Raw genomic sequence first — 18,467 nt, forward strand, 5'->3', positions numbered from 1 at the left:
GAGCTCCCCCGCTCTCATGGCGCCACCTGCCCGCCGGCCTGGCTGCGGGCCGCGTGGCTGACCCGGATCAGCAGCGCCACGATCGCCCAGTTGGTGACGACCGAGGAACCGCCCTGGGCCAGGAACGGCATCGCCATGCCGGTCAGCGGGATCAGCCCGGTCACCCCTCCCGCGATGACGAACACCTGGAGCGCCACGATCGAGGAGAGGCCGACCGCGAGCAGCCGGCCGAAGGGGTCGCGCGCGCCGAGCCCCGCCCGGTAGCCGCGCTCCACGAGCAGCGCGTACAGCAGGAAGATCGCGGTCAGGCCGAGGAAGCCCAGCTCCTCCCCGGCGGTCGCCAGGATGAAGTCCGACTTGACGGCGAAGCCGATCAGGATGGAGTGGCCGAGGCCCAGGCCCGTGCCGGTCACCCCGCCCGCCGCGAAGGCGAACAGCGACTGGGCCAGCTGGTTGGGGCCCCGGCCCGCCTCGATCGACGCGAAGGGGTGCAGCCAGTCCTCCACCCTGCTGTGCACGTGCGGCTCCAGCCAGCCCACGGCGACCGCGCCCAGCGACGCCAGCACCAGGCCGACGGCGATCCAGCCGGTGCGGCCGGTGGCGACGTAGAGAAGGACGACGAACAGGCCGAAGAAGAGCAGCGAGGTGCCGAGGTCGCGTTCCAGGACCAGGACGCCGACGCTGACCAGCCAGACCGCGACGATCGGGCCGAGGACCCGGCCGGTGGGCAGCTGGAGCCGCCACACCCGGCGCCCCGCGTACGCCAGAGCGCTGCGGTTGGCGGCCAGGTAGGCGGCGAAGAACACCGCGAGCAGCACCTTCGCGAACTCGCCGGGCTGGATGGAGAAGCCCTCGACCCGGATCCAGATGCGGGCGCCGTTCACGGCCGGGAAGAAGATCGGCACGGTGAGCAGGGCGAGCGCGACGGCGACGCTGACGTAGGCGTAGCGCTGGAGTACGCGGTGGTCGCGCAGGAGCAGTACGACCACGATGAACAGCCCGACGCCCAGTGTCGACCACACCAGCTGGGTCGGGGCCGCCCGGTCGCCCGGCGTCTCCAGGTCGAGCCGGTAGATCAGCACCAGACCGAGGCCGTTGAGCAGTACCCCGATGGGCAGCAGGAGCGGGTCGGCCCAGGGGGCGCGCAGCCGTACCGCCAGATGGGCGAGGAGCGCGAGCACACCGAGCCCGGCGCCGTAACCGGCGGCGCCGGGCGGGAGGGTGCCGTGCTGGGCGAGGCCGACGTTGCAGTAGCCGAACACCGACAGCAGGACGGCCATGAGGATGAGTGCGAGTTCGATGCCACGGCGCCGGGGGAGGCGGGCGACGGGAGCGGGCGTGTCCGCCTGTGCCACGGTGATTCCGGTTCCGGTTCCGGCCTTGGTCATGTCCGGAACTTACCCAAATGGTGTGGTGTGGGAGTCGTTCGCATCAGCACCAGCGCGGCGCGGGCCCGACGTTGTCGATGTAGCGGGCCGCGCCCCAGGCCCAGGTGCCGTCTGTCAGGAGGTACCAGAGCGGGTTGCCCTTCACCTTGTCGCCGGGGGTCTTGCAGTAGATGTGGACGGTCTCGCCCCGGTGGGCGTACCGGATGACGTCCGAGCCGCGGGCCGGCGAGGTGCGCAGGGCGAGCCGGTCGGCCGTGACGACGCCCCGGTAGCTGCCCTGCTCCTGCCGGCCGTCGTTCCCGCCTCCGTGGCCGCCTCCGTTTCCACCGCCGTTCCCGCCGGAGGGGTTGGCGGCGGCGCTGCCGGAACCGGAGTCCCCGCCGCCCCACTCGTCGTTCGCGACGGCTGGCGTGACGGCGACGGCGGTGGCGAGCGCGCCGGCGGCGACGGCGGTGGCGAGGCCGCGCAGGAATGGCGAGCGCGGGGACAGTACGGACAGCAGGGACATGGAAGTACCTCCCGGGGAGTGGGGAGCCAACGGGTCTTCAGGTGACTAACCGCCACATTAGGAGCGCCCATCACGGACCGCCCGCCGCACTGCGCCATCGGGGCGGCGGCCGGTCCGCCGGGACCCGTCAGGGCTGCTGAGGCAGGGTCAGGGTCGCCCGTGCCCCGCCGTCCGGCGGGTTCGTGAACTCCAGCCGCGCGCCGAGCACCTCCGCCTGCCCCAGCGCGATCGTCAGCCCGAGCCCGTGCCCCTTCGAGCCGCCCTCGGTGCGGAACCGCTGCGGCCCGTGGACGAGGAGGTACTCCGGATAGCCGTCCCCGTGGTCCCGCACGGTGATCACCGGCCCGTCCACGGTCAGCACCACCGGCTCCCGCCCGTGCCGGTGCGCGTTCGCGACCAGGTTGCCGAGCACCCGCTCCAGCCGCCGCCGGTCCGTCTCCACCCGCGCGTCCCGTACGACGTCCACGCGCGTGTCGGTGCCGGAGGCCCGGCCGACCCGTCCGGCCAGCGCGCCCAGCGCCTCCGGGTCCACCTCCAGCTTCTCCCGCCCGCTCTCCAGCCGGGAGATCTCCAGCAGGTCCTCGGTGAGCGTGCGCAGGGCCGCCACCCGGTCCTGGACCAGCTCGGTCGGGCGGCCCGGCGGCAGCAGCTCGGCCGCCGCGTGCAGGCCGGTGAGCGGGGTGCGCAGCTCGTGCGCCACGTCCGCGGTGAACCGCTGCTCGGCGAGGAGCTTGCCCTGCAGCGACGACGCCATGGAGTCCAGCGCGGCGGCGACCGACGCCACCTCGTCCTGCGGGCGCGTCGGGTCCTTGGCACGGGGATCGTCGACCCGGGCGTCGAGGTCGCCCGCGCTGATCCGCCGCGCCACCCGCGCCGTGGTGTGCAGCCGCCTGGTCACCCGCGTCACGGCGAACGCGCCCACCAGCAGCGTCGCCCCGATCGCCAGCGCCGACGACCACACGATCGCGCCGTCCAGACCGTCGATGGTGCGCTGTCCCTGAGTGTGGTCGACCCGCACGGCGAGTGCCCGGCCACCGGTGGCGGGGCCCGCCGCCCACATCGTGGGGCGCCCGTCGCCCTCGGCGGCCATCGTGCCGCGCCGGCCCGAGACGGCCAGCTCACGCAGTGGCTCCGGCAGCCCCGGCGGATCGACGCCGGCGCCCCGCCGCAGCGGGTTCCCGGCCTCGTACGCCCTGGTCGCCTCCCCGAGCCGGGCCAGGGCCGTGTCCCGGGCCCGGCCCACCGTCTGGTTGGTCACCGAGACGTGCACGAGGACGCCGAGCAGCGCGGCGAGCGCACAGCACATCACCGTGATGAAGACGGCGGCCTTCACCGCGAGCGGGCCGGCCCCCCGGGGGAGGACGAGTCTCACGGGGCACTCGCCGGCGGGAAAGCGGACCGGGACGCGGACGCGGACGCGGAGGCCGAGGCTGACGGGGATGAGGCCGAGGACGGGGACGCGGACGGGCGCTTCGTGTGCTTCCCGCCGTCGTCCGTGCGCAGCATCTCGTCACTCGTGAGCAGCATGGCCCGCTGGTCGGGATCCCACGTCCACCGCAGCCGGTACTCGTAGCCCGCGACCTCCGACGGCGACCGGACGATCACCGCCCGCCCGGCCAGCTCGACCGCGCTCACGGCGTCGTCGTAGGACATGACCCGTACGAGCCGGTCCTTCTCGGCCGTGTAGACGCGCACGGCGGTCAGTTCCTCGGGCAGCAGCCGGAAGCCCAGGGTCATCTCGGGGCGGCCGTCGCCGGTCAGGTCGCGGTAGTAGGGCCTGAGCACCGGGCACCGGCCGCGCTCGCCGCCGGCATCGTCGGCGCCGTCGGAACCGGCCTCGCCGCAGTCCGCCATCCGGCGGGCCGTCTCGCCGTACGGCGCCCCGGAGCCCTCGTAGTCGTCCGGATGGGCGGTGATCTCGGCCCGTACGGCGGCGACCGGGTCCGCCCGGCGGATGTCGCCGCCGGGCACCGTGACGCCCTCGACGACCTCGTTGTCCACCTCGCCGATGTCGTAGGCGGGACTCGACGCCGGTGCGAGGTCGGGCCACAGCCGGGCCGGGCTCTGCGCGGCCGGGGTCGCGCCCGCGTTCCGCAGCCCGCCCGAGTCACCGCAGCCGGCCAGCGTTACGGCCGCCGCGGCCACCAGGAGCAGCGCGAGGGCGGCGGGGACGCGGGCGGGGCGGCCACGGCGGCTCGGGAGCACTGCACTCCTGGGTTCGGTCGTCCGGTGGCATCAGGTGACCGGAATCGGTGATCCGCTACACCTTATTCGGACGCAAGTCCATTTTGCCCGCGTGGCGGGGGCCGGGCTACTCCGCCAGCTCCTCCAGCAGCCGCGCGGTGTCCAGACCGGCCCGCAGGTACTCCACGAACAGCTCGTTGTGCAGTGCCCACCGCGAGCGCCGGGCACGGATCAGCCGCACCGCCTCCTCGGCCGTACCGCCCCGGCGCACGAGCGTGTGCGCGACGACGAGACCGGAGCGGTTGTACCCGTGGTAGCAGCGGACGAGGACTGTGCGGCCCCTGTCCAGCGCCTCGCCCGCGGCCTCCGCCAGCCGGATGACCCCCGCGAGCTGGGTGCCGTCCAGGGGCCCGTCGGGGATCGGCCACACATGGTGCTCGACACCTTCGTCCGGCCCGTGTCCGGGCAGTCGGAGCAGGGTCTGCACGAGATCGAACTCGCCCCTCACGACGGCGAACTCCCGCTCTCCGGCCTGCCGCTGGAACTCGTGCCCGCCCATCCACAGCCCCGGCACGATCTCGTCCCACGGCCGGCTCGGAGCCGGCGCGTCCGGTCCCTTCCCACGGGTACGCACCAGCGCCTCCCCATCCCGCCCGAAGGTCTGTCCCACCGCCCTCAAAGGTAGCCGGGTTCTTGCCCCCGCAGCACCCCGCCTGTTCCCATGGTCGTGGGGTGGTGGTGCATGAACGGACTGCGCGTCGTACCGACCTGGCGGCACGGTCAGGAACGGCTGTACGTCTGCCTCCCGGACGGCGGGAACATCGCCTGGTACGACCGCGAGACCGCACGGGTCAGCCTGCTCAGCGACGACCGCGAGGACGAGGTCCTCCAAGCCCTGGGCCCCTTCCTCACCGGCCCCGTCACGGTCGGCCCGCCCCCGGTCCCGACCCCCGCCGAGCTGGCCCGGCTCTCCCTCCACCCGGACGACGACCTGGCCCCCAACCGGCCCGGCGAGGCGCTCCTGGTCGCCCTGGAGCGTGACCCGGGCCCGCCGCACCGGCTGCGCCGCCCCGATCCGCGTCGCCGGGCGCTGGCGGCCGAGCAGGCGGCGGGTGCGGCCCTCGACCGCCTCGACGGCGCCGGCTGGCACACCCTGCACTCCGTCCCGCTGCCCGGCGGCGACCGCGTCCACCACCTGGTGATCGGCCCCGGCGGCCTCTACGCCGTCCACGCGCTGCCCGCCCGCAGGCAGCGCGTGCGCATCGCCGACCCGCTGGTCGCGCTGGGCCGCCGAGAACCGCTGCCGCTGCTGCGCCGGGTCCGCGCCGACGCCGACCGGGCCTCCTACGCCCTGACGGCCGAGGTCCACCCGGTCCTCGTTCTCGTCGGCCCGGCGCACGTGGCCGTCGCGGCCCCGCCCCGTTCGGTCCGCGTCCTCACGGACGAGGAGCTGCCCGGCCTGGCCCGCCCCGGCGGGGTACTCAAACCGGCGGACGTGGAGGCGCTGCACGCCATGGCCCGCGACCGCGCCACCTGGACGCGCGTCTGAGAGCGGTCGGAGGTCGGGGCGGCCGGAGGTCGGGGCGGTCGAGGGTCGGGGCGGTCGCCGGACAGGGCGGTTGCGGGTCGGCGCGGTAGCCGGTCAGGGCTGTCGAGGGTCAGGGCGGTCGCCGGTCACGGCAGGGGCGCCGCCCGCCGCCGCTCGAACAGCGGTGCCAGCAGGTCGCCGTAGTCCCGTACCCGTGGCCCGACGTCCTCCGCCCGGAAGACGAACTCCTCCGCCCGCCGGCACCCGGCCACCTCGTCCCACGTCACCGGCGTCGAGACCGCCGGCTCGGAACGCGCCCGCATCGTGTAGGGAGTGGCCGTGGTCTTGCGGGCGGCGTTCTGGCTCCAGTCGACGAAGACCTTCCCCGGTCGCAGACTGCGCGTCATCCGGTGCACCACCAGCCGCGGCAGCGCCCGCTCCGCCTCCACGGCCAGCGTCTTCGCGTACTCCGACACCCGCTCCGACGACGACCCCCGCACCCCGGCCAGCAGATGCAGCCCCTTCGCCCCGGACGTCTTAGCGTACGCCTCGATCCCGTCCGCCGCCAGCCGCTCCCGCAGCCACAGCGCGACCTCGCAGCAGTGCACGACGGTCGCGGGCGGCCCCGGGTCGAGGTCGAACACCAGCCGGTCGGCCTCGTCGGGATCGTCCGCGGTCCACTGGTGCGTGTGGAACTCGGTCACCAGGTTCGCGGCCCACATCAGGGTCGCCAGGTCCTGCACCAGCACCATCCGCGCCGGTCCCTCCGACCGGGGCACCTCGGCCGTGGTGACCCAGTCGGGCGTACCCGGCGGCACGTTCTTGGTGAAGAACACCTGGCCGTCCGGCCCGTCCGGATACCTCAGGAAGGAGACCGGACGGTCCCGCAGGTGCGGCAGCAGCACCTCCGCGGTCGTCGCGTAGTAGTGCAGCATCTCGCCCTTGGTGAGGCCGGTCGCCGGATACAGCACCTTGTCCAGGTTGCTGAGGGCGATCCGTCGCCCCTCCACCTCTGTGATAGGCGCCATACCATGAGAATCTCACGAAACGCGGACAAACCGCCCGACGGTCCTCCGGCATTCGACCGACTGGAAAGGGTGCTGCACGTGCGATCCATCTGGAACGGCGCGATCTCCTTCGGCCTGGTCGGCATCCCGGTCAAGCTGATCAACGCGACGGAGAGCCACTCGGTCTCCTTCCGCCAGATCCACACGGAGGACGGCGGCCGCATCCGCTACCGCAAGGTCTGCGAGCTGGAGGACCGCGAGGTCGGCCAGGACGAGATCGGCAAGGCCTACGAGGACGCCGACGGCTCCATGATCCCGATCACCGACGAGGACCTGGCCCGGCTGCCGGTCCCGACCGCGCGGACGATCGAGATCGTGGCCTTCGTGCCCGAGGAGCGCGTCGACCCGCTCCAGATGGGCTCCGCGTACTACTTGGCGGCGAGCGGCGCCCCCGCCGCCAAGCCGTACACGCTGTTGCGCGAGGCGCTGGGGCGCAGCAACCGGGTCGCCATCGCCAAGTTCGCGCTGCGGGGCCGTGAGCGCCTCGGCATGCTCCGGGTCGTCGGCGACGCCATCGCGCTGCACGGCCTGCTCTGGCCGGACGAGGTGCGCGCCCCCGAGGTCGTCGCCCCGGACGCCGGTGTCACCGTCCGCGACCAGGAGCTGGACCTCGCGGACGCCCTGATGGCCACGCTCGGTGAGATCGACCTGGACGACCTGCACGACGAGTACCGCGAGGCCCTGGAGGAGGTCATCGCCGCGAAGGCGGCCGGTGAGGCGCCCCCTCAGGCCCCCGGGGCGGCACCGTCCGGGAAGGTGCTCGACCTGATGGCCGCGCTGGAGAACAGCGTGCGGGTGGCCCGGGAGTCCCGCGGCGGGGAGGCGTCCGGCCCTGCCGAGGAGGCCGAGGTCAGGACGCTGCCGCAGCGCGGGGCGTCGTCGTCCCGGTGGACGCCCGAGGAGACCGGCGGCAAGAAGTCGACGTCGACGGCGGCGAAGAAGACCGCGGCGAAGAAGACGGCGAATACCGCGGCGAAGAAGACGGCCGCGAAGAAGACGGCGGCAGGGAAGAGGACGGAGGCGAAGGGGGCCGACGGGAGGAAGGCGGCGGAGGCGGTGGCGAAGAAACAGCCGGCGGCGAAGAAGCCGGCGGCGAAGTCCGCTCAGCCGGCGAAGAGGAGTGCGGCGAAGAGGAGTACAGCGAAGAGCACCGCCGAGAAGGAGACGGGCGCCGGCAGGAGCACCGCCAGGAAGACGGCGTCCCGCAAGCGCAGCGCCTGACGCCTCCCGGTACGAGGAGGGAGCGGGCCGGGCTGCCGCTCAGCGGGGCGGCAGCGGGGCGGCAGCGAGGGCGAGGGCGGCGGCAGCGGGTGCGAGGGCGGCAGCGGGTGCGCCGCGGTCGCGCCCGGGCTGAACAGACCTTCAGTCCAGCGTCCAGGGGGAGTAGGACGCGCGGGGGATCACGGACGGGGCGGGTTCGAAGACCGCCGGGCTCGCGTCGCCGGAGGCCGTCGGCGCGAGCGAGGCGGCGCTGGGCAGGACGGGACTCTCCTCCAGGTGCTGCCCGATCGTGTCGGCCGGTCCACCGCCCGGGGTGCCGGTCCCGGTGGACAGCTGGGACCACGCGGTCAGGGCGAGGGCTACCGCCGCGGCCGTGCCGATCACCCGGCCGACCCGCCGGATCCGGGCACGGCCGTCCAGCTCACGCCAGGCCGGGCCGGTCCACGGATCCTCCGGGTGCCACGGCTCGCCGATCACGTCGGACGGACGGCCCATGGACGTCTTCGCGGCCGTTTCAGTGCTGTCCGTGCTGTCCGTGCTGTCCGTGCTGTCTGAGCTGGCGCTGTCTGCGCTGTCTGCGCCCTCCGGGGGCAGGGGGCGCCAGCCGGGTGTCCGGTCCCGCGCGGCGGGTTCCCTCGGGGCGGAGGCACGGATGGCGCGCTCGTCGTCGTCCAGGAACTGCCGCCAGACGTACTCCGGTACGGACGGTGTAGCGTCCGGCTCGTCCGGCGTGGCGTCGCTGTCCGGCCCGGAAGCGGTCATGGTCCCGCTCTTCCTCTCTTCTTGGCCCGTACGGCGGCCGGGCGGGAGTGCGGGCGGAACGGGGGCCCGCCCACGGCCGGTGTGCCGTCCCGTACCGCCTGCCGTCCCGTACCGCCTGTGTCGCGGCACCGTGCCGGTGTCACCCCGGGGTGCCGCAGGGCACACGTTCGCAGACCGGTCGCCCATCGGATCATTGCACAGTGCAAAAATAGATCGCCAGGGTCCCCGGGCGCTTCCCTCGATCCACCGCACGAGCAGCACGCACCACCCATCCGACGAACGCGCGAAGACACCGGGCCGTTCCCGGGTGACGGCCGCCGAACCGGACGACCGTCCTGGGCCGCTGACGCTCGTTCCGGGACGGGGACCGCCTTCCGCGCCCACCTTTGTACAGGGAAGGGCGGCGGACCTGCGGTGGCCGGCGCTCCTTCCACGCCGGTCCGGTCACCGGGGCGGCCCCCTGACGTGCGGTCAGGTGGATGGGCGGGAACTTCGGCACGGTAGAAAGGACCCATGCCGGAGCGTGAGATGCCCGTCGGGGGCCTGGACGATGTCGATGCGGTGACCAGGGCCGTACTGGCCGCGTCGCGGCTGCTGGTGGCCGTCTCCGCGAGGTCGCTCGCCGAGGTGGAGGAACGGGTGACGCTGCCCCAGTTCCGGATGCTGATGGTGCTCGCCACCAGGGGCGCCACCAAGCTGGTCGCGCTCGCCGACCACCTCCAGGTCGCCCCGTCCACGGCGATGCGCATGGTCGACCGGCTGATCGCGGCCGGGCTCGCCGACCGGCAGACCAACCCCGACAACCGGCGCGAGACCCTCCTCCGGCTCACCGGCGAAGGCCGGCGCACCGTCGAGAACGTCAGCGCCCGGCGCCGCGCCGAGGTCGCCGCGATCGTCGAACGGCTCGCGCCCCGTCAGCGGGCGGCGCTCGTCGAGGCGCTCACCGCCTTCAGCGAGGCGGGCGGCGAGCCCCTCGCCCCGGCACCGGACGACCCCCAGCCGCATCCGCTCGGCTGGGCCGCGGACGTCACAGCGGCCCGCGACGCCTGACGCGTTCAGGGGGCACGGCGCGTCACGGGGCCGTCGGCGAGGGGGGCGGGCGTCGGGGAGGCTGTGTTCACGTTCAAATCGGGCCGCGGCTTGAGCACGAGCACCCGCTCTCCCGGCTGCGGCGGGGGCGGGGTGACCTTCTCCCTCGGCAGCTTCGCCGGACCGGTCTGCTGGAAGGTGACCTGGTCGTACTCGACGAGCCCGGTCTTCTCCAGCACCGTGATGTGGTCCAGGACGGTGTCGTTGGCCAGGTCGGCCAGCTGCCGCACGAGCGTGTTCTTGGTGGTGGCGCGGATCTTGGCGATCGCCGGGAAGATCTGGCCGTGGGTCACCCGCATGATGTTGACCGCCGACGAGTCGAACTCCTCGCCGCTCTTGGCGTCCACCGTCGCCACGAAGCCCTCCTGCTGGGGGGAGGCCCTGTTGGGCAGTGTGATGCCCAGCTCGGGGGAGATCTCGCGGCACATCGCGTCCAGCCCGGCGTGGCCGACGACCAGATGCTCGCCCGCGGTCTTCATCGCCTTCGACGTGCCGCGCTCCATCACCATCTCGCCCAGCGGGTACTCCCACAGCCCGGCGGCCCGGACCTTGACCACGAAGTCGCGGTCGGCCTCCGTGAGCGGCCCGAACTCGGTGCTCGCGACGACACGGTCCTGGTCGCCGTCGGACCTGTCCAGACCGAGCACGGCCGGGAAGGCCAGAGCGGTGAGGGTCAGGGTCATCACACCGAACAGGACGACGACTCCGATCCTGTCGCGGGACAGACGCATGGTGCCTCCAGGGGCGACGCGAGAGACTCGCCGAAGAGTCGTACTCGGAACTGGTACTCGTAACCGGTACTCGTGCTCGTTCGCCAGGAGGTACGTAAACGGCGGGCGTATCTGTCACCGCTCGGGCACGTGACTTTGCCTCAGCCGAGATCGGCCCCGTACACGTGCTCGACCGTCATCGTGAGCAGCACCCGGCGCTCGGACACCATCGTCATCCGGTACTCGTCCCAGTCCGGGTGTTCACCGGCGGCGGCGCGGTAGTAGTCCACCAGCGCCCCGACCTCCGGCCCGTGCGGGTCCAGCCCCGGACCGGTGACGGTCACGACGCCCTCGGCGGTGGCCCAGGACCTGCCGTCCGGGGCGGTCACCTCCAGGGCGGCCCGCGGGTCCCGGCGCAGGTTCGCCGTCTTGGCCAGCCCTTCGCGGGTGGAGACGCGGACGACGCCGGCCTCCGGGTCGTAGGCGGGCATCACGGGGGAGAGCTGCGGGCGGCCGTCCGACTTGATCGTCGCGAGCACGCCGAGCCGGCTCTCCGCCAGGAGGGTGCGAGGGTCGAAGCGCGGTGTGGTGGTCATGGGCCGATCATCACCCCGCGCCTCGCCCGCTGTCCCGCGAACCCTCCGCCGAACGCCCCGCCAGGTCGTCCTCGGGTGGTCCGCGGACGGCGGTCGCGGTGGGGTCCGCGGGTGGTTCAGGGGACCGAGGGTCCGCTCAGGTAGTCGCCGTCGTCGTCGTAGGGCCAGGCGTTGGCGACACACCCCTTGAGGCCCTTGATCTGCTGCATCATCGCCGGGGCCGGCAGACCGGGACCGGGACAGGTCTCGTGGTTGTGGCCGAGGCGGTGACCGACCTCGTGGTTGATGATCAGTGCGCGATACTCGCCGATCGGGCCCTCGAACTGCGGGGAGCCCAGCACCCAGCGCTTGAGGTTCACCACGACGTCCTTTTCGCCCGCGCAGTTCACCTCGCCCCCGGTGTCGAGGCCCCACTGGCCGCAGATCGCGTCGACGGTGCCCGGCGTGGCGATCTTCACCACGAAGTCGAACGAGCCGGAGCTCACCAGCCGGAAGGAGTTCTTCCCGTCCCGGGTCCAGCCCCGGCGGTGGGCGAGCACGTCCGATATCTCGGCCGCGGCCTCGCTCGCCCGGATGTCGATGCCCTCCTCGACCAGGACCTTGTAACGGCGTACGCGGCTGCCCGTGCCCACGGTCGAACCGTCGGCCTTGGCGGTGACGAAGGTGCCCGGGCCGGTCGCGGGAATGGCGATGGTGGAGGGGGAGGGAGAGGGCGACGGGGAGGCCTTCACCGACGGGGACGCGGAAGGACTCGACGACCCGGACGGCGTCCCTGCGGCGTCCAGGGCGTCGGCGACGTCGGCCACCTGGTCGTCCGTCGCCGGGGGTCGGGCGTCCCGCCAGTACGCGAAGGCCGCGCCCCCCGCGAGCAGTACGGCACCGAAGGTCAGGCCGGCCAGGACCATCCGGCCGGTCCTGCGGCGGCGCCGCCTGCGGGCGCGGGACACTCGCCCATCGCTCTCCGAGGTGGTTCTTCGGCGTGACCGGCGGGCTGTGGATCGGCCCACGTCGTGCGTCCTCTCTGCTGGTCGGCGGGGCGCACAGCGGACTCCTGTGTGCTTTTGTACCCCCCAAGATCAAAGCGGAAGGATGTGCGAAACCATCGCAGGACCTCAAGTGTGGCTTCTCACACGCAAGTTCGGGTGAGCCGTACAACCATTCGGCACTCCGAGGGGTCCGCGAGGCGTCCAGGCCCCGTCGTACACGCGCACATGCGTCGGGGCCGCCCGGGAGGTACCCGGGCGGCCCCGACGCGGTGGTGGGGGAGGCAGCGGTCCGTCAGCCGGCGGCGGTCCGCTCCCAGCGGTAGAAGCAGCGCGCCATCGCGTCCTTCGGACCGCGCCAGGTCGCCGGATCGTACGCCGACACGTACGGCTCGAGCCGCTCGCTGACCTGGCGGAACTCCGGATGCCCGGTCAGCCTGCCGATGGCGGGGGCCGGGTCGGCGTCGCTCTCGATGAGGTGCAGGTACACGCCGTCACCGAACTCGAAGAGACTGCGCCGGTTGACGCCCACCAGGTGGGGCAGCTCGCCGCTGTCGGACTCGGCGAACACCTTCGCGATGTCCGTCGCCGCGCCCGGTGCCATCCGGGCGACGATCAGGGTGTGGTGCATGGGGAGGTGCCCTCCGTGGGGTGTCGGTCGGCCGGTGCGCCGGTCGGCCGGGGTGTCGGTGGCATCGGTGCCGGTCGGCCGGGTGTCGGTGGCATCGGTGCCGGTCGGCCGGGTGTCGCTCGGTCGGGTGCCGGTCGACTCGTGTCAGTCGGCGAGTACCGAGGCGGTCCGCCGCTCGCCCGCCGCCTGCTCGATCCGGTCCCGGATCAGCGCCATCTGCGTACGCGAGTTGCGGTTGATGTTGTCGGTCATCCCGGCGTCGTCGACGGGCGCCTCCGGCTTCATGGCGAAGTCCTGGATCCAGCGCATCCGGGTGCCGTCCGCCGTCTCGGTGTACTCCCAGACGATGTTCATGTACTGGAAGGGACCGGTCTCGACCCGGTGGGCGCGGACGGTGCGGGTCGTCGGGTCGGCGACGCGCTCGGACACCCAGCTCCACACCCGGTCCTGCTCGTCCGGGTGCATGGTGAGCCGGAACGTGACGCGGTCGCCGTCGCGGTCGAGCACGTCCACCGAGGCGTACTCGCTGAACAGCCGGGGCCAGTTGTCGATGTCGTTGGTCATGTCCCAGACCAGCTCCATCGGCGCGGCGATGGTGATCTCGTTGTCGGTGTGGCCTGCCACGTCACACTCCCGTCTTCAGGGCGCCGTTGATCAGCGCGAGGAAATCCGCGGGCGTCTTGCAGCGCTCGGCCTGCTCCGGCAGACCCAGCCCGTACCGCTTCTCCAGCTCGGCCACGATGCCCAGCAGGCCGAGGGAGTCCAGGCCGAAGGTGTCGAAACCGTCGGCGGCCTGCTGCTGAAGGGTGACGGGGTCGACGTGCACGCCGGCGGTGCGCTTCATCAGCGTCGCCAGCTCCTCGACGGTCACCTGGTAGTCCACTTGGTCGGTCATGCGGGGTGCTCCTTCAACTCGGTCGGTGCTCGCCCAAAGCGGCGCTCACCCGGGATTGGCGTTGGTCCGGTCGGTCGGTCGGTCGGGTGGGTCGGGTCGAGTCGAGTCGGGTGGGGCGGGCTACCGGCCACCGGTCACCGGCCGCCGGCCATTCGCCGTCACCTCAGTCCCGGACGGCCGTCATCCGTTCGCGGACGGCGCGGTGCCGCCCTGCCGCAGGACGAGCGCCGAGTTGGAACCCATGAGCCCACGGCCGAGGACCAGGGCCGTGCGGATCTCGGCGGGCCGGGCGCGGCCGGCCACCACGTCCAGGTCGTGGCACACGTCGAACACGTGCGGGGTGGGCGGGATCAGCCCGTGCTCCATGGCGAGCACCGCGGTCGCCACGTCCAGCACCGGTGCCGCGCAGTACGCCCGCCCGGTCCCGGTCTTGGGCGCGGTGACCGGCACGCGTCGCGCGTGCGCGCCGAGCGCGTCCGCGAGCGCCGATGCCTCGGCCCGGTCGGCCTCCGGGACGCCGAGGGCGTCCGCGAACACCACGTCCACCTCCTCCGGCCGGCACCCGGCCTCGGCCAGCGCGCCCTCGATCGCGCGGGCCAGCCCGGCCCGGGACTCCGCCCAGCGGGACGGCCCGGTGAAGGTCGCCGCGTGCCCGGCCACCGTCGCCCGCACGTCCGCCCCGCGCTCCAGGGCCGCCGCCTCGTCCTCGACCACGAGCACGGCACCGCCCTCGGCCGGCGCGAACCCGCAGGCGGCACCGGTGAACGGGCGGTAGGCACGGTCGGGTTCGGTGGCGCGGCTCAGCTCGGGGTAGCCCAGCTGGCAGACGATCGAGTACGGCGCCAACGGCGCCTCCGTCGCGCCGCAGACCACCGTGTCGGTGCCGTTGCGCACGGCGAGCGCCGCGTGCGCCAGCGCGTCCAGGCCGCCCGCCTCGTCGGCGGCCACGACCCCGCAGGGACCCTTGAAGTCGTTGCGGATGGAGACCTGGCCGGTGCTGGCCGCGTAGAACCAGGCGATCGACTGGTACGGGCCGACATACCGCGACCCCTGGCCCCACAGGTTCTGCAGCTCCCGCTGCCCGAACTCGCCGCCACCCGATCCCGCGGCGGTGACCACGCCCACCGAGTACGGCGACTCGATGTCGGCGCGTCCGAACCGGGCGTCGGTCAGGGCGAGATGGGTGGCGGTCAGCGCGAAGTGCGTGAACCGGTCGGTCTGGACGAGGTAGCGCTCCTCGACCGTCTCGGCCGCGTCGAAGCCGCGCACCTCGCCCGCGACCCGTAGCGGCAGATGGTCGCAGCCCTCGCGGGTGACGGGACCGAGGCTGCTGGTGCCGTCCGCGACCGCCTTCCAGAACGCCTCCGCGCCGATGCCGTGCGGGGACACCACGCCGAGTCCGGTGACGACGGCACGCCTGCCACCTTCCTCGCGCCTGCGGCCTTCCTCGCGCCTACCGCCGTTCTCACGACTGCCGCCGTCCCGCTCACGGCGCGTGGTCCGTTGTGGTCCGCTCATCGCAGCCCTCCTTCACAACCGCTCAGTACGACGGCGGACTGGAAGCCGCCGAAGCCGCTGCCGACCGACAGCACGTGCCGCAGCGTCCGCTCCCGTGCCTCGCGCGGCACGTAGTCCAGATCGCACTCGGGGTCGGGGGTCGTGTAGTTGGCGGTGGGCGGCACCACCTGGTGGGCCATCGCCAGTACGCACGCGGCCAGCTCTATCGAGCCGATCGCGCCCAGCGAGTGGCCCACCATGGACTTGATCGAGCTCATCGGCGTCGCGTAGGCGTGCTCGCCCAGCGAACGCTTGACGGCGGCGGTCTCGTGCCGGTCGTTCTGCTGGGTGCCGGAGCCGTGCGCGTTGACGTAGTCGATGGCGGAGCCGTCCAGTTCGGCCATGTCGAGCGCGGTGTCGATGGCCCGCGCCATCTCCAGGCCCTCCTTGGTGAGCCCGGTCATGTGGTAGGCGTTGCCGAAGGTGGCGTAGCCGGAGATCTCGCAGTACACGTCCGCCCCACGGGCCCGGGCGTGCTCCAGATCCTCCAGGACCAGCACCGCCGCGCCCTCGCCCATGACGAAGCCGTTGCGGTCGGCGTCGAAGGGCCGGGAGGCGTGCGCGGGGTCGTCGTTGTTGGGCGAGGTCGCCTTGATGGCGTCGAAGCAGGCCATGGTGATCGGTGAGATCGGCGAGTCCGCCGCGCCCGCCAGACACACGTCGACGCGTCCCTCGGCGACCGCGTGGTAGGCGTATCCCACCGCGTCCAGACCCGACGTGCACCCGGTCGACACGGTCTGCACCGGGCCGTGCACACCGAACTCCTCTGCCACGGCCGACGACAGCGTCGCCGGGGTGAAGGCCCGCTCCAGGTGCGGCTCGGCCCGCCGGTCGTCCACGTCCCACCGCGAACCGCGCTCACTGACCAGGACGTAGTCGCGTTCCAGCCGGGTCGTGCCGCCGACCGCCGTGCCCAGCGTGGCGCCGGCCCGCCAGGGGTCCTCCCGCTCCATGTCGAGGTTCGCGTCCCGCACCGCCTCGGCGGCGGCGACGAGCGCGAACTGCACGTACCGGTCGCACCGCTGGACCGTGGCGAGGTCCAGCCCGTGCTCGGACGGTTCGAAGTCGCACTCGGCGGCGATCCGCGAACGCAGCCCGGCCGGGTCGAACAGGGAGATGCCGCGCGTCGCCGTACGGCCGTCGGACAGCAGGCCCCAGAACTGGGGCACGCCGATCCCGCCCGGGGCGACGACGCCTATGCCCGTGACGGCGACCCGACGCCGGGTCATGACACCGCCTCGGCCGCGGTGGCGGGACGCTCGTGCCGTCCGGCGCATCCGGCGTGGTCCCCGTCGTGCGGGAGGGCGTTGCCCGCGGCGTCCTCCGTGTCGACGTGACCGAGCTCCGGACGCGGGGCCAGCGGCCCCAGGTGGAAGACGATGCGTGCCTCGACGTCACCGACGTTGCGGAAGCGGTGGCGCATGTCCTGGGGGATCAGCAGCCCCTGCCCGGTGGACAGGGAGTGCGGCACCCCGTCCAGGTCCACCTCCAGCCCGCCGTCGGTGACGTACACGAACTCCTCGGAGTACGGGTGGTAGTGCTCGGCGATCCGGTCACCGGGCTGCACGATCGCCACGCCCATGAAGCCGCTGGTCGACCCGGCGGTGGTGGGCGTGAGAAGGGCGCGGAGGTCTCCGCCGCGGCGGCGGTTCGGCGCGATGTCGCCGAGGGAGACGATGCGTACCTGCTGGTCTGTCATGTCGTTCACTCCGGGGTGACAGGAGGCGGTGGGGGAGGGGAGTGTCCACACAGACCGGCGGGCGCGCCGTTGGGTCCGGCCGGCCGCGTGGTTGGCCGCGTGGTTCGGGGAGTGTGGTTGTGTGGGTGGGTGGCCTGACCGCGTGTTCCTGGGGCGTGTGCGTCGGCCGCCTGGCTCAGGAGTCGGACGAGCACCGGTCGGTCAGGGGCCTCATACGGACCCGGGCGAGCAGCAGCGACAGCGCGCGGGCCTCCGTCAGGGGCCCGTCGACACCGACGGCGGCGGTGTCCAGCAACCGCTCGGCCACGGCGATCCCGGCGGAACCGGCGATCCCGGCGGAACCGGCTGCCCCGGCGGATCCGCCGGCATGGACAGCTTCTGGGGCCTCTGTGGCCTTTGTGGCCCTCGGGGCCCCGTGCAGGCCCAGGACGTATCCGGGCGCGTCCTCCGGGTCGCCGTCCACGTCGACGAGCCGTATGACGAGGTCGTCGCGGTGGAAGACGGTGGCGGAGAGGACCGGGTTGTCCGGGGCGTGCACGGCGGCAGCGTCCTGGCCGGCCAGCAGCCGGGCCAGTTCCAGACCGGCGCCGGCCCGGGCCGGGTACAGCAGCGCCAGCCGCACGCCGCGCGTGCCGGCCCGGCCGCGGGTCGTCATGTGGTGGACGGCCGGCATCGCGGCCCGGGTGAAGAACCGCCGGGCGGACCGCGGATCGCGGAGGTCCCGCTCCTGTTCCAGATACGGGTTCAGGGCCTCCTCGACGGCCTGCACCCCGGGCTGCCGGGCGACATGGCGCAGCGCGGACTGCAGGTCGCCCTGCACCTCCACGGCCCTCACGACCCGGTTGCCGTGCAGGAAGACCGAGGTGCGCAGCAGCCGGCCGGAGCCGTCGACGCGGGCGTCGGGCGGCGAGTAGTCGGCCAGCAGCCGGGCGACCTCGCCCTCGCTGCCGGACCGTACGGTGAAGGTCAGAGCGTGCCGTACGACATCGTTCCCGATCCGGGGAGCTGACCGCGGCGGCTCACCCGCCGCGGCGGACGGGGACTGTTCGCCGGCGGTCTCCCGCAGGACGCTGTAGCGCAGGGAGTGCGTGTCGCGGACGTATTCCTGAAGGGGCTCGACGGTGTCGATGTGCTCTTCGCTGCTGACCCAGGCCAGGAAGGGGGCCGCGCTCTCCCATTCGCTGGTGAGGAGCCACTGGGTGGGATTGTCCAGGGACTGGCACAGCTGGTCGCTGACGTGCCCCGGAACGGCGGCGACCCGGTCGCGGATGCCGTCGTAGGCGTCCAGGAACTCCTGCTGCGTTCCGTCGTGGATGTCCAGCATCAGGACGACCCGTACGCGGGATCCGTCGAACGCGGATATCGACACGCCACCCGCTTCCGCGGGGGCCGATGCCGCCGCGGCGTCTGTGATCAGGGCATCCGCCGACGCGGTATCCGTCGCTACGACGGGAGAGACCGTCATCCGGCCCACCTCTTCTCCGGGAACTTCCTCGTGGACTGGGGCGATCGTCGCGGCGCGCGCCATGGTTCCGGCGGGTGCGGCGGTCGCAGTAAGCACGATCGTGAGCCGTGCCCGCGAGGACCGCGAACCAGACGGGTTAAGCGGGTGAAGCCTGAGCCACCGCGGGCCTCACCGGGCCGCACGG

20 protein-coding genes are annotated in these 18,467 nt (G+C 73.2%); 3 read left to right on the forward strand and 17 right to left on the reverse strand.

Annotation, left to right across the window (positions count from 1 at the left end):
* Window positions 1-14 precede the first annotated feature (14 nt).
* The 5 genes from ACH4NX_RS12920 to ACH4NX_RS12940 all read right to left on the reverse strand — a co-directional run bounded on the left by ACH4NX_RS12920 (window position 15) and on the right by ACH4NX_RS12940 (window position 4,714).
* Window positions 15-1,388, reverse strand: coding sequence for an FtsW/RodA/SpoVE family cell cycle protein (locus ACH4NX_RS12920; RefSeq protein ID WP_398128834.1), 1,374 nt, complete (start codon window positions 1,386-1,388; stop codon window positions 15-17).
* A 43-nt stretch (window positions 1,389-1,431) separates the two neighbouring features.
* Window positions 1,432-1,896: an SH3 domain-containing protein gene (locus ACH4NX_RS12925; protein WP_398128833.1), complete on the reverse strand. Its 465-nt coding sequence runs from the start codon at window positions 1,894-1,896 to the stop codon at window positions 1,432-1,434.
* 127 nt (window positions 1,897-2,023) lie between these two features.
* Window positions 2,024-3,268: a HAMP domain-containing sensor histidine kinase gene (locus ACH4NX_RS12930; protein ID WP_351390340.1), complete on the reverse strand. Its 1,245-nt coding sequence runs from the start codon at window positions 3,266-3,268 to the stop codon at window positions 2,024-2,026.
* Window positions 3,265-4,101, reverse strand: a complete 837-nt coding sequence (locus ACH4NX_RS12935; protein ID WP_398128832.1) for a hypothetical protein — start codon at window positions 4,099-4,101, stop codon at window positions 3,265-3,267. Before ACH4NX_RS12935 ends, ACH4NX_RS12930 begins: the two co-directional genes overlap by 4 nt.
* Before the next feature lie 106 nt (window positions 4,102-4,207).
* Window positions 4,208-4,714, reverse strand: coding sequence for a protein phosphatase (locus ACH4NX_RS12940; RefSeq protein WP_351390335.1), 507 nt, complete (start codon window positions 4,712-4,714; stop codon window positions 4,208-4,210).
* A gap of 108 nt (window positions 4,715-4,822) precedes the next feature.
* On the opposite strand from ACH4NX_RS12940, the gene ACH4NX_RS12945 reads away from it, so the two are divergent.
* A complete protein-coding gene (locus ACH4NX_RS12945) occupies window positions 4,823-5,629 on the forward strand; it encodes an NERD domain-containing protein (RefSeq protein ID WP_398128831.1) in 807 nt (268 codons plus the stop codon).
* A gap of 125 nt (window positions 5,630-5,754) precedes the next feature.
* Here the strand turns inward: ACH4NX_RS12945 and ligD are convergent, their stop codons facing one another.
* Window positions 5,755-6,636 (reverse strand): non-homologous end-joining DNA ligase, encoded by an 882-nt coding sequence (ligD, locus tag ACH4NX_RS12950; protein WP_398128830.1) that lies wholly within the window; start codon window positions 6,634-6,636, stop codon window positions 5,755-5,757.
* A 78-nt stretch (window positions 6,637-6,714) separates the two neighbouring features.
* Here ligD and ACH4NX_RS12955 point away from each other — a divergent pair, with 78 nt between their 5' ends.
* Complete coding sequence (locus tag ACH4NX_RS12955; protein ID WP_351390326.1) at window positions 6,715-7,896, forward strand: Ku protein; 1,182 nt, start codon at window positions 6,715-6,717, stop codon at window positions 7,894-7,896.
* Window positions 7,897-8,037: 141 nt separating this feature from the next.
* On the opposite strand, the gene ACH4NX_RS12960 is transcribed toward ACH4NX_RS12955, so the two are convergent.
* On the reverse strand, window positions 8,038-8,658 hold the full coding sequence (locus ACH4NX_RS12960; RefSeq protein ID WP_398128829.1) for a hypothetical protein: 621 nt from the start codon (window positions 8,656-8,658) through the stop codon (window positions 8,038-8,040).
* A 513-nt stretch (window positions 8,659-9,171) separates the two neighbouring features.
* Here ACH4NX_RS12960 and ACH4NX_RS12965 point away from each other — a divergent pair.
* Entirely contained in the window at window positions 9,172-9,708 is a 537-nt protein-coding gene (locus ACH4NX_RS12965; protein WP_351390321.1) for a MarR family transcriptional regulator, read from the forward strand.
* A gap of 5 nt (window positions 9,709-9,713) precedes the next feature.
* Here ACH4NX_RS12965 and ACH4NX_RS12970 read toward each other — a convergent pair whose 3' ends face one another.
* The 10 genes from ACH4NX_RS12970 to ACH4NX_RS13015 form a co-directional block, all read right to left on the reverse strand.
* Window positions 9,714-10,478 (reverse strand): DUF4142 domain-containing protein, encoded by a 765-nt coding sequence (locus ACH4NX_RS12970; RefSeq protein WP_398128828.1) that lies wholly within the window; start codon window positions 10,476-10,478, stop codon window positions 9,714-9,716.
* A gap of 140 nt (window positions 10,479-10,618) precedes the next feature.
* A complete protein-coding gene (locus ACH4NX_RS12975) occupies window positions 10,619-11,053 on the reverse strand; it encodes a PPOX class F420-dependent oxidoreductase (protein WP_398128827.1) in 435 nt (144 codons plus the stop codon).
* 116 nt (window positions 11,054-11,169) lie between these two features.
* Complete coding sequence (locus ACH4NX_RS12980; protein WP_351390312.1) at window positions 11,170-12,060, reverse strand: DUF3152 domain-containing protein; 891 nt, start codon at window positions 12,058-12,060, stop codon at window positions 11,170-11,172.
* Between the two features lie 271 nt (window positions 12,061-12,331).
* Window positions 12,332-12,667: a TcmI family type II polyketide cyclase gene (locus tag ACH4NX_RS12985; RefSeq protein WP_279559783.1), complete on the reverse strand. Its 336-nt coding sequence runs from the start codon at window positions 12,665-12,667 to the stop codon at window positions 12,332-12,334.
* Between the two features lie 144 nt (window positions 12,668-12,811).
* Complete coding sequence (locus ACH4NX_RS12990) at window positions 12,812-13,291, reverse strand: SRPBCC family protein (RefSeq protein WP_345589293.1); 480 nt, start codon at window positions 13,289-13,291, stop codon at window positions 12,812-12,814.
* Window position 13,292: 1 nt separating this feature from the next.
* Complete coding sequence (locus ACH4NX_RS12995; RefSeq protein WP_398128826.1) at window positions 13,293-13,562, reverse strand: acyl carrier protein; 270 nt, start codon at window positions 13,560-13,562, stop codon at window positions 13,293-13,295.
* Between the two features lie 180 nt (window positions 13,563-13,742).
* Window positions 13,743-15,080, reverse strand: coding sequence for a ketosynthase chain-length factor (locus ACH4NX_RS13000; protein WP_351390308.1), 1,338 nt, complete (start codon window positions 15,078-15,080; stop codon window positions 13,743-13,745).
* Entirely contained in the window at window positions 15,077-16,348 is a 1,272-nt protein-coding gene (locus ACH4NX_RS13005; RefSeq protein ID WP_351390306.1) for a beta-ketoacyl-[acyl-carrier-protein] synthase family protein, read from the reverse strand. The genes ACH4NX_RS13000 and ACH4NX_RS13005 overlap by 4 nt, the downstream gene beginning before the upstream one ends.
* Window positions 16,345-16,818 (reverse strand): cupin domain-containing protein, encoded by a 474-nt coding sequence (locus ACH4NX_RS13010; RefSeq protein WP_279559778.1) that lies wholly within the window; start codon window positions 16,816-16,818, stop codon window positions 16,345-16,347. Before ACH4NX_RS13010 ends, ACH4NX_RS13005 begins: the two co-directional genes overlap by 4 nt.
* Window positions 16,819-16,993: 175 nt before the next feature.
* Window positions 16,994-18,283 (reverse strand): SchA/CurD-like domain-containing protein, encoded by a 1,290-nt coding sequence (locus ACH4NX_RS13015; RefSeq protein ID WP_398128825.1) that lies wholly within the window; start codon window positions 18,281-18,283, stop codon window positions 16,994-16,996.
* Window positions 18,284-18,467 lie beyond the last annotated feature (184 nt).

The organism is Streptomyces sp. NPDC017225 (assembly GCF_044331465.1).
Lineage (GTDB): Bacteria > Actinomycetota > Actinomycetes > Streptomycetales > Streptomycetaceae > Streptomyces.